This window comes from Mycolicibacterium sp. MU0053 (genome assembly GCF_963378095.1).
Taxonomy (GTDB): Bacteria; Actinomycetota; Actinomycetes; order Mycobacteriales; family Mycobacteriaceae; genus Mycobacterium; species Mycobacterium burgundiense.
The window spans coordinates 4,773,659-4,787,244 of the sequence record NZ_OY726397.1 but is presented as its reverse complement, the minus strand read 5'-3'; the positions used below and the strand labels follow the sequence as shown (position 1 = coordinate 4,787,244).

Sequence of the window (13,586 nt, the reverse complement as noted above, 5' to 3'; positions counted from 1 at the left end):
CTCACACCTCATCCTTGACGCGCAGTCCCAACCGCACCGTAAGCATGAGAAATGCTGCGGCATAGTGGTTGTCGACGGTTTCTCGCTCGATCCGGTCCCAGTCCAGCTGTTCGCGGACGGCCCGGGTCGCCGGCAGCAGCGCGGCGAAGTCACAGTCATGCTCACCGAGCGCGCGCAGTTTCTGGATCAGGACTGCGCTGGGTGGCAGCACGGGCATGCGAATTGCCAGCACATCACGCTCCTGTGCTTCCGAGAGTTCCTCGACGCCGATCGGCCGACCGTTGACCCGATGCAGAACATCGACGGTGACGTCCGGGGCACCGTCCGGGTGGGCCTTGAAAAGCCAGTCCTCCGGCGGGCGTTCGATGACAAAACCCGCCTCCCGCAGCGTCGCGACGGCGGCCTCGGTGGCGGATTCGGCAACCACGAAGTCCACATCGTGCACCGGTTCGGGTGCGCCGTAAGCCCATAGGCTGTAGCTTCCGGCCAGCGCGAACGGAGGACCACCATCTTTGAGTGCCGAGGCGGCGCCGCGCAGGGCCTGGCGCAACGCCTCCTTTTCCGGGGTCACGGCAGGGTCCTGCCATGAGATCGCCGACGGGTGGGTAGTCGGTAGCGATGAGGGTTGCGACATTCAACATCCTGCACGGCCGCACCGTCGGCGACGGTGTCTACCCCGAGCGACTGCGGGCGTGCGTGCAACAACTCGATCCCGACGTGCTGGCGTTGCAGGAGGTGGATCTGCACCAACACCGTTCCGGCCGGATCGATCTCACCCAGGTGGCTGCGGAGGCGATGGGGGCGGTGGCGCACCGGTTCGTGGCCGCGATCGCCGGCACCCCGGGAGCGACCTGGATGGCGGCCACCGGCCTCGAGCAACCCGGCACCGCGGCATACGGCATCGCGCTGCTGTGCCGATACCCCGTGACCGACTGGCGGGTGGTGCGGTTGCCGCGAATCCCGGTGCGGCTGCCGCTGTTCCTGCGCGGACCCAACCGGATCACCATGGTGGACGAGGAGCCCCGCACTGCGGTGATCGCCAGGATGGACACGCCGCTGGGAGCGCTGTCCGTGGCGACCGCGCATCTGTCGTTCATTCCCGGTTCCAACCGCCGGCAATTGCGCCACCTCGTCCGGGAACTGCAAGCGCTGCCCGGACCCCGGCTCCTCATCGGCGATTTGAACCTGGGGCCGGCCGCTGCGCGCCGGTGGTCCGGGATGCGGGCTCTGGCGAGCGCGCACACCTTCCCCGGCCACGCGCCGCAGCACCAGTTGGATCACATTCTGACCGACGCGCCCGACCTGCGCGCCGCCGGATGTGCGGCGCCGCCGGCACTGCTGTCCGATCACCGTCCGCTGGTGGTCGACATCCGGTAGCGGCTCAGGTGCGGCCGGAACGCGCCTCGGCACCGGTCTCACCGCTGTCGAAATCGTCGTCGGAGGACGCCTGACCGACGTAGGCGCCGTCCGCGTCTTCTCCGGCCCGGGACTGGGCCACCTTGTCGTCGGGTTCGACGTCGGATTCGGTTTTCTTGTCGTCCTCGGGGGCCATGGCGGCTCCTCCTGTCATAGTGCGCCGGACGGATCAGTGGTTGCGCAGCTTGGCGACCAACTTGTCCTTGTTCAGGTCGGAGTAACCCGACATGCCGAGTTCCTTGGCCCGCTTCTTGAGCTCGGGAACCGTCCAGTCCTCGTACGATCCGGACTTGCCGCCCTTACGGCCGACCGCGGACGTGCCACGGGCCGCCGCGGCGTTGGCGATCCGCGCCGCCTTCTCTTTGGAGTTGCCGTCTTCGCGCAGGTCCTCGTACAGCTTCTCGTTCTTGATCGACGAGTTCGGCATGGTCCTACCTCCTTGTTCGTTGTCTGTGCTGCGGACAGAGTGCCCGCGCGCGCGCGGACCAAAACCGGGGCCGTGGTTGAGGGTCGCGGTGGGAGGGTATGTCCGAACGGGGTGGGTCCGAGACGACCAGCAACGGAGGAATGCATGCCGCGCGGACGTGGAATCTATGACGACGAGGGCGATGACGACAAAGCGCAGCGTCGCCGCGTCGAGGAGGCGGCCAAGACGCCCAGCGAGGACATCCCCGACGCCGAATCCTCCGGCGAGGTGCCGGAACCGCCCGACTGAGCCGCCTCGCGATGAGTTGGCCGGCGGGGCGAGCGGCTAGCTTGTCCTGGGCGGCTCGGCTGCCTCGGGATGTTCGGCCGCCCACTGGTGCTGCAGTCGGCTCACCCGGCGGTGGGTGAAGAACATCCAGGTCAGCGCGCCGCCCATGAGGAGCGCGGCCGCCACGGCGGCCACGATTCCGGCCGTCGGGTGCCCCGCCGCGAACAGGAACAGGCAGATGACCAGCGCAGCCACGCCGAGCCCCATCGTGATCAGCCCCGGCAGGTTCTTGCCATCCTTCATCGCCTCGCCGGCGCGCGGCCGGGTGGTGCGAGCATGATCGACCGGGTCATGAGTTGTGTCACCCATTGTTCTGTCCTCTCCTGAGAGTGCATTGATTGGGAATGAAACTCATTGGTAGGCGGGGTATTTCGCCTGTCGCAGCAGACCGGCCAAGTGCACGGCGTTACGGGCGGCGGCAGCGGTGGCCGAGGCCACCGGCGGCGGCACCTCATCGAGATCTTGGTAGTCCACGGACTCCATCGCCCGGCCGTTCCAGTAGGTGCTGCCCTGCGCCGGAACGCTGTACCCGACATCGTTGAGTCCCTGCAGCACGTCGGCGATGACCTTGTGCGCACCGTCCTCGTTACCGACGACGCTGACTATCGCGACCCGGCCGGCGAGGACCGGTCGACCGGCGTCGTCGGTGTTGGACAATTCGGCATCCAGCCGTTCCAACACCCGCTGCGTGATGCTGGAGGGATGCCCCAGCCACACCGGGGTACTGAGCAACAGAATGTCCGCGGCGAGGACCTTCGACCGCAGCGACGGCCACTGATCGCTGCCGCCCATGTCGGTTTCGACACCGGGGGCAATATCGAAGTCCACGCAACGGACCGCCTCGCACTCGACTCCCGAGGCGCGCAGGTGTTCGAAGACGTGCTCGGCGATCAGCGCACTACTCGAGGGCGCCGGACTGGGTTTCAGGCTGCATACCAGTGCGAGCGCTTGCAACGGTTGTCCGGTGTCGGGCATGGCCATCGGCTACCCGCCCAGGCGCGTCTCAAAACCGCGGCCGGGCCGGGGCCGCGCCCGCAAGGGCCCGCCTCCCGGCGGGGAAGCGGGCCCTACGGCGTTAATGTCAGGCCGGCACCTACCCCTGTTCGGCCCGCTGGCGGGCCTCGTTCGCCTTCGCGGTGGCGCGGGCGCTCTCGGCCTCGGCTTCCTTCTGCGCAGCCTCGCGCTGGGCGTCGGCCTTGTCCTGCTGGGCCTGCCCCTCGCGCTGCAGATCGTCACGGCCCGCGACGGTGCCGATCACTTCCTTGGCCTTGCCCTTGACGCCCTCGACGACGCCCTTGACCGCTTCCGCGGGCCCGCTGTTGTTGTCCGCCATCTCGGTTTCCTTCAGGTGTGCACGCCAAGGCGCGTGGGGACCCTCCCCAATCTGTCGGGACAGTTCTTTCCCCACCGTGGGACGGATCAAACACCCCGTCGGCGTTGGCGGTGTGGTCCCGCCCACGCCAGCGCTAGTCGCGAAGGTAGATCGGCGCACGTCCGGGCGGTTGTGACGGCGGCGGCAGCATGGGCTCGCGGCGGTGCGTCGGTACGGTTACCGCGCCGCGGGTGGTCAACTCCAACTCCTGCTCGCAGTGCCGGATCTTTATCCGGCCGTCGGGCCCGTCGCGCAGCGTGTAGGTCGTGGTGTCAGCGGTGATGTCGACCTTGAGTCGGAATCCGCGCCAACGCAAGCGAAACGCCAATCGTGAAATGCGCTGTGGCAGAGCTGGCTTGAAGGTGAGGATGTCCTCGTCGTCGCGGAGCCCGCCGAAGCCGTCGACGAGCGCGGTCCACGCGCCGGCGAGCGAGGCCATGTGCAACCCGTCGCCGGTGTTGTGGTGCAGATCGCGAAGGTCGATCAGCGCCGCCTCGGTGGCGTAGGCGTGTGCCAATTCCAGATGACCCACTTCGGCGCACATCACCGCCTGCGTGCAGGCCGACAACGACGAGTCGCGGGTGGTGCGACGCTCGTAATAGTCGACATTGCGCGCCTTTTGCTCATCGGTGAACTGATGGCCCAGCCAGTGCATGGCCAACACCAGATCCGCCTGCTTGATGACCTGCGATGGATAGAGCCGGACGTAGGGTTGGTGCAGCAGGAGCGGATATTTGGCGTTTTCGTCGAACGGCCACTCCCGCAACCGGGTGAAGCCCTCGCTCTGCTCGTGCACACCGAGTTCGTGATCGAACGGGATGGCTACCGCTTTGGCTGCGGCACGCCAACTTTCGGCCTCTTCGCCGGTGACCCCGAGCTGTTCGGCAATCTCGGGGTTGCGTCTACATGCCCCCGCGGCGGCCTTCAGGTTGTGCGCCGCCATCATGTTCGTGAACAAGTTGTCGCGGACGATGGCGGTGTACTCGTCGGGTCCGGTGACGCCGTCGAGGTGCCAGACACCGTGTCGGTCGTGGTGGCCCAGCGAGTTCCACAGCCGCGCGGTTTCGACCAGGACCGCCACGCCGCACTCGGCCTCCAACGAGTGATCGCCCGTGACCAATCGGTAGCGCTCGAACGCCATCGCGACGACGGCGTTGATGTGCCAGGCCGCGGTGCCGGCCGGCCAGTACGCGGAGCACTCCTCACCGCGAATCGTGCGCCACGGGAACGCGGCACCGGTCAGATCGAGTTCGGCCGCGCGCTGCTTGGCCAGTTCCAAGGTCGAAGCGCGCCAGCGTAGGGCGTCGGCCGCGGCATCCGGCGCGGTATAGGTCAGGACCGGGAGCACGAATCCCTCGGTGTCCCAGAACGCGTGCCCGTCGTAGCCGGTGCCGGTCAGGCCCTTGCCCGGGATGGCGCGGCGCTCGGCCCGGGCGCTGGCCTGCAGCACGTGGAACAGTCCGAACCGGACCGCCTGTTGCAGCGGCGGATCGCCCTCGACCTCGACGTCGGCGCAGTCCCAGAAGTCATCGAGATAATTGCGCTGCGCGTCGAGCAAACCCTGCCAGCCGGTGTAGCGCGCCGCCGAGATCGCGGCGGCGATCTGGCTGCGCAGCGCCGGTCGGGACCGCAGACTGGACCAGCCGTAGGCCAGGAACTTCACGATCCGCAACTGCTGGCCGGGCCGCAGCCCGCAGATCACGGTGGTGCGGGCCAGATCCGGGCTGCTCTCGGTTGACACCTCGACGCGGCCGGGCACCTCGACCAGGTGATCCATTGCCGCGGCCATCGTCAAATCGCTCACGCGGGTCCGGTGCACCAAGACGGCTTCGTGCCCGGAACCTTCGTGCGCGACCGATTCCAAGGGCTTCCGCAGGATCGCCGCGACGCGCGGGTCGGCCGAAGGTTCGGGCTGATCCTCGTTGGCCACCAACTCCGATTGCACGGTGATCAGGCAGTATTCGTCCACGGCTTCGACGATGTACTCGATCGCGGCGATGGCGCGCTGGGGCAGCGACACCAACCGGGTGGAGCGCACGGCGACCTTCTTGCCGGCCGGCGAACACCAGCGGGCCCGCCGGGTCAGGGTGCCGGCACGCAGGTCCAGGGTCCGCTCGTGTTCGAGCAGTTCGCCGTAGCGGACGTCGAATGGTTCATCGTCGACCAGCAGTCGCAGCACCTTGCCGTTGGTGACATCGATGATCGACTGGCCCGTCTCCGGATAGCCGTAGCCGGCCTCGGCATACGGCAGCGGACGCTGCTCTACGAACGAGTTGAGATAGGTGCCGGGCAGGGCGTACGGCTCACCCTCATCGAGGTTTGCCCGTAATCCGATGTGCCCGTTGGACAATGCGAACAGCGACTCGGAGCGGGCGAGCAGATCAAGATCGAGACTGGTCTCGCGGAGCTGCCAGGGTTCCACCGGAAACCGCGGATCGGCGTTCACCGCGATCCCAGCAATTCAGCCAGATCGGCGACCACCAGATCCGCGCCGTTCTCGCGCAGTGCTTCGGGGTCTCCGATTCTGTCCACGCCCACCACGATGCCAAAGCCGCCGGCGCGGGCGGCCTGAACGCCGGCAATCGCGTCCTCGAACACCGCCGCATCGACGGCCGCGACCCCGAGCAGTTCGGCGGCCCGCAGGAAGGAGTCGGGCGCCGGTTTCCCCGGCATTCCTTCGGTGCGGATGGTGACCCCGTCAACCCGGCAGTCGACGAACCGGGTCAGCTCCGCGAGGTCCAACACCGCCGCGGCGTTGGCGCTCGAGGACACCACGCCGATGGCGACCCCGGCGTCGCGCACCGCGCGCAGGTAGCGCCGCGAACCCTCGAAAACGGTCACCCCGTCGGAACGCAGCAGGCGTTGGAAGACGACGTTTTTGCGGTTGGCCAGGCCGTGCACCGTGACCGCGTCGGGGCCGTCGTCGGCGGCGCCGCCGGGCAGCGTCAGGCCCCGGCTCGTCAGGAAGCTCAGGACACCCCGGTCACGCGTCTTACCGTCGACGTAGGCGCGGTAGTCGGCGTCGTCGAACGGCCGTTGACCGGTGTCGACCGACAGCAGGAACTCGTCGAACATCGTCTTCCAGGCCTTGTGGTGCACGCTGGCGGTGTCCGTCAAGACGCCATCGAGGTCGAACAGGCAGGCGCGGACGCTGCGGGGTAGCCCCAGCGGCGTGGGCCCCGCGGGCTGGTCGTGGTTCGAGATGGCTGACTCACTATCGTCGTTTGCGTTTCACGAGTTCGGAACCCTCGTACGTCACGCGGTCGTCCGGCCCCGAGCCGTAGAAGCTGTAGGCGCCGTCGGCCGCATCAGTGAGCATCTTAGTTTCGGTAACTGTCAACCAGCGCCCACCCGCGGGGTCCTCGATGACGTCGCCCTTGACGATCGCGGTCGGCGCGACCAATTCCATCTCCACGTTCTCGCTCACCAGCCCGGATTACCCGGCGTGCCCACAGTTGACACCCGGGTGAGTTGGGCGCGGCCGCAGGTGGGTATGTGGGGGAGGTCCGCCGGTGCGCGTCCGCGCCGGCGCCCGTGAGAGGAGATGTTGGCAGATGACCGACACCGCGGTCTTGGTGATCGACATGATGAACGCCTACCAGCACCCGGATGCGGACCTGCTGATACCGAATGTCGCCAAGATCATCGACCCGGTCGCCGACGTGATCAAGCGGGCTCATGACCGCGACGACGTCGACCTGGTGTACATCAACGACAACTACGGCGACTTCAGCGCCCAGCCCAGCGACCTGGTGCGGGCCGCACTGGACGGTGCGCGGCCCGATTTGGTGGAACCGGTGGTGCCGCCGCCGGGGTGCGACTTCGTAACGAAGGTGCGCCACAGCGTCTTCTACGCCACCGCGCTCGAATATCTGCTATCCCGCCTGGACACCAAGCGGGTGGTGCTGGTCGGGCAGGTCACCGAACAATGCGTGCTGTACAGCGCCCTCGACGCCTACGTGCGACATTTCGAACTGGTGGTGGTCCGCGACGGCGTCGCCCACATCGACGCGGAAATGGGCAGTGCCGCGGTGGCGATGATGGAGCGCAACATGGGCGCCAGCATCGTCTCGGCGGCGCAGTGCCTGCCTGGATGAGGCGGTGTTTCGCCCTTTTCGGGCGTGGGTAAGCCCAATCCACCTACCAGCCAGTCTTTGCGACCGAAGGAAACCACATGAATTCGACCTCTGAAACCCTGCGTCGAAGCCGCCGCGCGACGTTGGCCGGCTGTGTTGTCGGTGGTATCGCGTTGGCCGGCTTGGCCGCACCGGTGGCCTCGGCCGCACCCTGTTCGGTCAGCGAAGCGGCCGGCACCATCAGTTCGGTGTCCGGTGCCGCCAGCCAATACCTGGCGGCGCATCCCGGCGCCGACCGGGTGCTCAGCGACGCGCGTACCCAACCGCGCGAAGAGGCCCGGACGACGGTGCGCAACTACTTCACCGCGAACCCGGGGGAGTACATGGATCTGAAGAACATCACCGCGCCGCTGGTGGATCTGCGGAATCGCTGCGGTTCCGCCGGAGTCCCCGGCGATCTGGTGGACGCGTTCAACGAGTTTCAGGCCGGGTGAGGGTTGGTAGGCTGCTGAGATCACCAGCACGCGCCGGTTGAGTACCGCCAACACGTGGGGAGTCGGGTTTGCGCCACCTGTTCCGTTTGATGCCGATGGGGGCCGCGTCAGTGGCAGTGGCCCTCGGCAGTCTCACCGGAAGTCGCGCCGTCCCTTGATGTTCGGTCGACGCATTGCGCATCCTGCGCTCGCCGCGTTGCTGGCGTTGACGTTGCTGCTGGCATCCTGTACGCCCAGCACCGAGGAGGACCCCGGGACGGCACCGCCGGGCGGGCTCGCCTCGGCCGTCGACGCGGCGTACGGCCCCCTGTTGGACGAGTACGACGTGCCGGGGCTGGCCGTCGCGGTCAGCGTGGACGGTCGGCAGCACTTCTTCGAATACGGCGTGGCATCCACGGCCACCCGTGCCGCGGTCACTGCCGACACCTTGTTCGAAATCGGTTCGGTGAGCAAGACATTCACCGCGTTGCTGGCGGCATTGGCGCAGGAACGCGGCGTGCTGTCGCTCACCGACCATCCCGGCACGCACCTGCCCGAACTGCGTGAGCGCCCGATCGACGAGGCCACGTTGCTCAACCTGGGTACCTACACCGCGGGTGGACTGCCGCTGCAGTTCCCCGACACGGTCACCGACGAGGCCAGCATGACGGCCTATTTCCAACAGTGGACGCCGACCGCGCCACCGGGTCGGGTGCGCGAGTACTCGAATCCCAGCATCGGGTTGTTGGGCCACGCCACCGCGGCCGCCATGGATCAGGACTTTGCGACGGCGATCGAATCCGGGCTCTTTCCCGCGTTGGGGCTCACGCACAGTTACCTCAAGGTGCCCGACGCCGAAAACGCCGAGTACGCCTGGGGATACAACAAGGCAGGCGAGCCGGTCCGGGTCAATCCGGGGGTGTTCGACGCGCAGGCCTATGGCGTCAAGACCACCGCCGCCGACCTGATCAGCTTCGTCGACGCCAATATGCGACCCGAGGACCTCGAACCGGAACTGCGCCGCGCGGTCGAAGCCACCCACGCCCGGCACTTCGCCGTGGGTGAGATGGTGCAGGGTCTGGGTTGGGAGCAGTACCGGTACCCGGTTTCACTCGACTCATTGTTGGCGGGCAACTCGAGCACCGTCAGTGCCCAACCGCAGCCCGTGACGGCGGTGTCGGCGCAGGAGTCGTCGACCGCGACGCTGTTCAACAAGACCGGTTCCACCGACGGCTTCGGCGCCTACGTGGCCTTTGTCCCCGAGCAGCGGATCGGCATCGTGATGTTGGCGAACAAGAACGTCCCGATCCCGGCCCGCATTACCGCGGCGCACGCCGTCCTCGATCAGCTGGCCGGCCCCTGAGCTTCGGTGGTGTCACGCAGGGTGACCCGGAATTGCATGACCCGATAGGGCCAGCCACGCTTGGTGTTCCAGTGCGAGACGACCAACCCCACCCCGCCCGGTTCGTCCAGTTGGGAACCGGGCAGCAGGTAGCCACCGTATAGTTGCGCGACCCGGCAATCGACGTGGCTCTCCCGCGGCCAGGTGCATCCCGAGATCGGCTGTTGCACGGGCATATTCGCCAGCGGTGCGGTCGGAGCGGTCAGGACGCGGTACCCCAGTGCGTACTCCGAGGCCAGGAACCCGCCCAGCACCCACTTGCCGGGCCCGAGCCGCCGCAGCGACAACTCCCCCCAGCGCTCCGCGGCCGGCGTCAGCACCTCGGCCGCCTCGCCCCAGCCCCAGCTGCCGCCGCGTTGTCGACCCCAGGCCCGATACGCCGAGGCCGTACCGATGGCCGCCGGACGGACCCGGCGCACAATGATGCCCTTGTCGCGTTGGAAACCCGTCGAGGCGATGTAGACCCAGCCATCGTCGGGGTCGTAGTCCCACGACCACAGTTGCGCGTGGCCGTCGTGGAGATTCGACCGGAACTTCGCCGATTCACCCAAATGTTCCCAGGTGGTGCCGTTGTCGGCGGAGGACCAGATCTCGGTCCAGCTCACGCGGGGGAAACCACGATTGACGATCACGTGCAGATAGAGCATGTCCTCGACGCGCAGCAGGTCCGACGGCAGCACGGTGCTGATGCCGCCGCGATTCCAGTGCGGGCCGTGATCGTGGATGTAGTGGCGCAGCTGGCGGGCATAGTCGGGATCGGGGCCGCCCGCCTGCTGCCAGACGATCGGGGTACGGGCATCCCCGGCGCCGATCAGGATCACCGGCGAGCGCCAGTCGCCGCGGCCCACCTTGGGCCCGGCGAAGGTGTCCCCGAAGACCGCGACGAGTTTCCCGTTGCCCGCGCGCACCACCGCTCCCAGGTCGGTGGCGGTCACCCCCCAGCGGTCGGTGATGCCGGGCCCGGTCAGATCGGCGATCTTGCCGTCGGTGTGGGCGCCCGGCGGCAACGCCGCCTGCGCGAACTCGTCACGGCCGCGCAGCACTGCCAGCGCCCGCGCGACCCTGCTCACGGCGTCAGCGTCACCTTCACACAATCCGAGGTGCGGGCCGCGACGGCCGCATAACCGGCGGCGGCGTCGTCGAGGGCCATCGAGTGGGTGAAGATTCCGGCGGTGTTGAGCCGACCGGACTGAATCAGTGGGACCAGTTCGGGCCAGGTCTGCTGCACCGGTGCGGTGGTGCCGCGCAGCGTGATGCTGCGCAGCAGACACATCGTGGCTGGGTACGGGAACGAGGTCAGGTCGTGTACGCCGATCACCGAGACGGTCCCGCCGGCCCGCACCAACGACAGCGCCGCGGACATCGTGGCGTCGCTGCCCACCGCGTCGATCACCGATGCGACGCCGCGGCCCTTGGTGGCTTCCATGACGGCCTCCAGCGCGGGCGGCGCCACCGGCGTCGCACCGCTGAGCGCGGCCCGGTCGCGGCGGCCCTCCACCGGGTCGACGGCGAAGACCGTGCCGGCGCCCTGGGCGATGGCACTGCGCACGGCGCACAGGCCGACCGCCCCCAAGCCGAGCACGACGACGGGGCCACCGGGCGGGATGTCGGCGCGGCGGGCGCCGGCCCAGCCGGTGGCCAGGTTGTCGGTCAGTAGCAGCGCCTCCTCGGTGTCGAGGCCGTCGGGAATCTTGAGCAGCTGGAAGTCGGCCGCCGGGACGGCCAACAGATCCGCCTGCGCTCCACCCAGGGCACCTGCACCGAAGATCTGCGGTCCGGACAGACAGTTGATCGGGTCGCGGGTGGCACATCCGATGCAGGCGCCGCAGCCGGCCACCGAGGACACCAGGACCAGGTCGCCGACCTCGACGGTGCGGACCTCGGCGCCCTTCTCGACCACCGTGCCGATCGCTTCGTGGCCCAGTGCCACGGGATCGAACAACGGATAGTCGCCTTCATAGAAGTGCAGATCCGATCCGCAGATGGCGGTGGCCACGACTTCGACCACGACGCCGTCCGGTCCGGGCAACTCCGGATCGGGCCGAGTGTCGATACGGATTTGACCTGGGGCGTCTATCACAACGGTGCGCATCACCCTCCTTCGTAGCGCTCGCCGTGGCGGGGGTCAAGAAAACGCGAAATCATCCCGATCCGGCGCGCGGGTCCACGCCCAGTAGTCCACCAGGCGCCACGGGCTCAACGAATGCACCCGGCCGCGGTCGTCTCGGTAGAAGCTGTGCTTGATGCTGGGCTGGGACCACACCATGGTGTCGAGTTCGGCCTGCGAGCGCGCATACCAGTCGTCGTAGCGGTCCCGGCGCGGTTCCATCGCACGCTCTCCGAGGTTCAGCAGCAGGTCCAGACATCCCATGATGTAACGGATTTGGCATTCGGAGTGAAAGATCAGGCTGCCGCCGCTGGCCAGGTTGGTCCCCGGACCGTACATGCAGAAGAAATTCGGAAAATCCGGAATCGTGATGCCGAGATAGGCCGCGGGTCGTTGTCCCCAGGCCTCGTGCAGTTCGATTCCGTTGCGGCCGTAGATCTGGACCGAGGACAGCATGTCGTTGACCCGGAAACCGGTGGCGTACACCAGGATATCGGCGGGATAGCGGGTGCCGTCCACCGCGACCACCGCGTCCGATTCGAGGCGATCGATCGGGGTGCGAACGAGTTCGACGTGGTCGCGGGTGAGCGTGCGCAGCCAGCTGCCGTTGTCCTGCAGGGTCCGCTTGCCGGTGGCCGGGTAGTCGGGAATCACCTTGTCGAGCAGGTCGGGGTCGCCGTCGACCTGGCTTCGGTGAACATCATTCGGGCCAGGTCGTTGGCCGCGCTGACGGCGCGCTGCTGATCGGGCCAGTCGGGATCGACTTTGGCCGCGGCCAGGCCGGTGTCGCAGCCCGGCCAGAAGATCAGGAACCGGTACCAGCGGCCGTAGAACGGGAGGTGCCGCAGCGCCCACCGGACGCCGGGGCCCACCGCCTCGTGATAGTTCGGGTTGGGAAACATCCACTGCGCCGTGCGTTGAAAGACGGTGAGGCTCTTGACCTTGTCGGCGATGGCCGGGGCGACCTGGAAACCGGTGGCGCCCGCGCCCACGAGCGCGACGTGCTTCCCGTCGAGGTTCACGTCGTGATCCCAGCGGGCGGTGTGAAACGCCGGCCCGGCAAACGACTCGGCGCCGGCGAACTCGGGCACCAGCGGGGTGTTGAGCTGACCGACGGCACTGATGACCGCGCGGGCCCGCAGGGTCTCCTCGGCGCCGTCGGCACCTTGGATCCGGACGGCCCAACTGGCCGTGGCCTCCTGCCACGTCGCGTCGAGCACCCGGGTGTCGAACCGGACCCGTTCGGTGATCCGGTGCCGCGCCATCACGGACTGGAAATAGGCCTGCAGTTCGGGTTGCTGCGCGAAGTACTCCGTCCAGTGGTCGTCGGGCTCGAAGCTGTAGCAGTAGAAGTGGTTTCCGACGTCCACCCGCGCCCCGGGGTAGGTGTTCTCCCACCAGGTCCCGCCGACGCCGGAATTCTTCTCGATGACGGTGTAGGGAATCCCGGCCTGCTGCAGCCGGATCGCGGCCAGCAGTCCGGATTGCCCGCACCCGATCACCACCACCGGGAAGTCCGCCCGGTCCGTCGCGGGGGCCGAGGGGCGGGGGTCACGGCTGTCGCGACCGTCGAGTTCCATCTCCTCGAGCAGCATCGGGACGTACTCGTCGGGGACCTCGGCGCACACCAGCCAGTCCATCATCCGCTTGAGCAGCTCCGGGCCGATCGGCGCGGGCTCGGGGCAGCCGCGGTCGCGGTAGTCCCGGATGATGTCGAGCGCGAGCCGGCGGGCGGCGGTCTTGTCCGCTTCGGACAGGTAGCCCTGAACCTCGTTGAGGAACAACCCGGCCGGGCGCAGCGGACCGTCGAGCAGCGTCGGATCCCCGCTCATGTGCACGCACGACAGCAGCAGCGTGGGGATCGACACGTCCTCCAGCGCGGCGGCGATTTCGGCGTCGGAGCTGGCGAACGGCACACCGGCGTGCGGGTTGCGCATGCGCCGAGGCTAACCGATCACCGCGACGACGGTGAACAGACGCGCGAAA

The 13,586-nt window shown here is 68.0% G+C and carries 16 protein-coding genes and 1 pseudogene; 5 read left to right on the top strand and 12 right to left on the bottom strand.

The features are described 5' to 3' along the window. Nucleotide 1: 1 nt before the first annotated feature. Complete coding sequence (locus RCP80_RS22760) at nucleotides 2–571, bottom strand: hypothetical protein (protein WP_308479832.1); 570 nt, start codon at nucleotides 569–571, stop codon at nucleotides 2–4. A gap of 47 nt (nucleotides 572–618) precedes the next feature. Between RCP80_RS22760 and RCP80_RS22755 the strand changes: the two genes are divergently transcribed. Continuing rightward, nucleotides 619–1,377: an endonuclease/exonuclease/phosphatase family protein gene (locus tag RCP80_RS22755; RefSeq protein ID WP_308479831.1), complete on the top strand. Its 759-nt coding sequence runs from the start codon at nucleotides 619–621 to the stop codon at nucleotides 1,375–1,377. 4 nt (nucleotides 1,378–1,381) lie between these two features. On the opposite strand, the gene RCP80_RS22750 is transcribed toward RCP80_RS22755, so the two are convergent. Further along, a complete protein-coding gene (locus tag RCP80_RS22750; protein ID WP_308479830.1) occupies nucleotides 1,382–1,552 on the bottom strand; it encodes a hypothetical protein in 171 nt (56 codons plus the stop codon). A 33-nt stretch (nucleotides 1,553–1,585) separates the two neighbouring features. Beyond that, complete coding sequence (locus RCP80_RS22745; protein WP_308479829.1) at nucleotides 1,586–1,843, bottom strand: DUF7218 family protein; 258 nt, start codon at nucleotides 1,841–1,843, stop codon at nucleotides 1,586–1,588. Nucleotides 1,844–1,987: 144 nt separating this feature from the next. Here RCP80_RS22745 and RCP80_RS22740 point away from each other — a divergent pair, with 144 nt between their 5' ends. Continuing rightward, a complete protein-coding gene (locus tag RCP80_RS22740) occupies nucleotides 1,988–2,131 on the top strand; it encodes a hypothetical protein (protein WP_308479828.1) in 144 nt (47 codons plus the stop codon). Nucleotides 2,132–2,167: 36 nt separating this feature from the next. Here RCP80_RS22740 and usfY read toward each other — a convergent pair whose 3' ends face one another. The 6 genes from usfY to RCP80_RS22710 form a co-directional block, all read right to left on the bottom strand. Beyond that, nucleotides 2,168–2,479 (bottom strand): protein UsfY, encoded by a 312-nt coding sequence (usfY, locus tag RCP80_RS22735; protein WP_308479827.1) that lies wholly within the window; start codon nucleotides 2,477–2,479, stop codon nucleotides 2,168–2,170. Nucleotides 2,480–2,521: 42 nt separating this feature from the next. Beyond that, nucleotides 2,522–3,145, bottom strand: coding sequence for a flavodoxin family protein (locus tag RCP80_RS22730; protein WP_308479826.1), 624 nt, complete (start codon nucleotides 3,143–3,145; stop codon nucleotides 2,522–2,524). Between the two features lie 118 nt (nucleotides 3,146–3,263). Further along, a complete protein-coding gene (gene mbp1 / locus RCP80_RS22725) occupies nucleotides 3,264–3,503 on the bottom strand; it encodes a microaggregate-binding protein 1 (RefSeq protein WP_308479825.1) in 240 nt (79 codons plus the stop codon). A 133-nt stretch (nucleotides 3,504–3,636) separates the two neighbouring features. Next, on the bottom strand, nucleotides 3,637–5,988 hold the full coding sequence (locus RCP80_RS22720; RefSeq protein WP_308479824.1) for a glycoside hydrolase family 65 protein: 2,352 nt from the start codon (nucleotides 5,986–5,988) through the stop codon (nucleotides 3,637–3,639). Then, entirely contained in the window at nucleotides 5,985–6,746 is a 762-nt protein-coding gene (locus tag RCP80_RS22715; RefSeq protein ID WP_308482988.1) for a beta-phosphoglucomutase family hydrolase, read from the bottom strand. Before RCP80_RS22715 ends, RCP80_RS22720 begins: the two co-directional genes overlap by 4 nt. A gap of 10 nt (nucleotides 6,747–6,756) precedes the next feature. Beyond that, entirely contained in the window at nucleotides 6,757–6,969 is a 213-nt protein-coding gene (locus RCP80_RS22710; RefSeq protein WP_308479823.1) for a hypothetical protein, read from the bottom strand. Between the two features lie 127 nt (nucleotides 6,970–7,096). On the opposite strand from RCP80_RS22710, the gene RCP80_RS22705 reads away from it, so the two are divergent. The 3 genes from RCP80_RS22705 (at nucleotide 7,097) to ampC (ending at nucleotide 9,454) form a co-directional block, all read left to right on the top strand. After that, the gene (locus RCP80_RS22705; RefSeq protein ID WP_308479822.1) at nucleotides 7,097–7,639 is read left to right on the top strand and encodes a cysteine hydrolase family protein; all 543 of its coding nucleotides are present in this window, start codon (nucleotides 7,097–7,099) and stop codon (nucleotides 7,637–7,639) included. Nucleotides 7,640–7,716: 77 nt separating this feature from the next. Continuing rightward, nucleotides 7,717–8,112: a heme-binding protein gene (locus RCP80_RS22700; protein WP_308479821.1), complete on the top strand. Its 396-nt coding sequence runs from the start codon at nucleotides 7,717–7,719 to the stop codon at nucleotides 8,110–8,112. Nucleotides 8,113–8,269: 157 nt separating this feature from the next. Beyond that, nucleotides 8,270–9,454 carry a class C beta-lactamase gene (gene ampC, locus RCP80_RS22695; protein WP_308479820.1) on the top strand — a complete coding sequence of 395 codons (1,185 nt, stop codon included), beginning with the start codon at nucleotides 8,270–8,272 and terminating at the stop codon, nucleotides 9,452–9,454. Here the strand turns inward: ampC and RCP80_RS22690 are convergent. From RCP80_RS22690 to RCP80_RS22680, 3 genes and pseudogenes are all read right to left on the bottom strand, one after another. Then, entirely contained in the window at nucleotides 9,436–10,500 is a 1,065-nt protein-coding gene (locus tag RCP80_RS22690; RefSeq protein ID WP_308482987.1) for a glycoside hydrolase family 183 protein, read from the bottom strand. The two genes, ampC and RCP80_RS22690, sit on opposite strands and share 19 nt — an antisense overlap. A gap of 59 nt (nucleotides 10,501–10,559) precedes the next feature. Next, complete coding sequence (locus RCP80_RS22685; RefSeq protein ID WP_308479819.1) at nucleotides 10,560–11,585, bottom strand: zinc-binding dehydrogenase; 1,026 nt, start codon at nucleotides 11,583–11,585, stop codon at nucleotides 10,560–10,562. A 33-nt stretch (nucleotides 11,586–11,618) separates the two neighbouring features. After that, nucleotides 11,619–13,537: pseudogene (locus RCP80_RS22680) on the bottom strand (flavin-containing monooxygenase). Nucleotides 13,538–13,586: the final 49 nt, after the last annotated feature.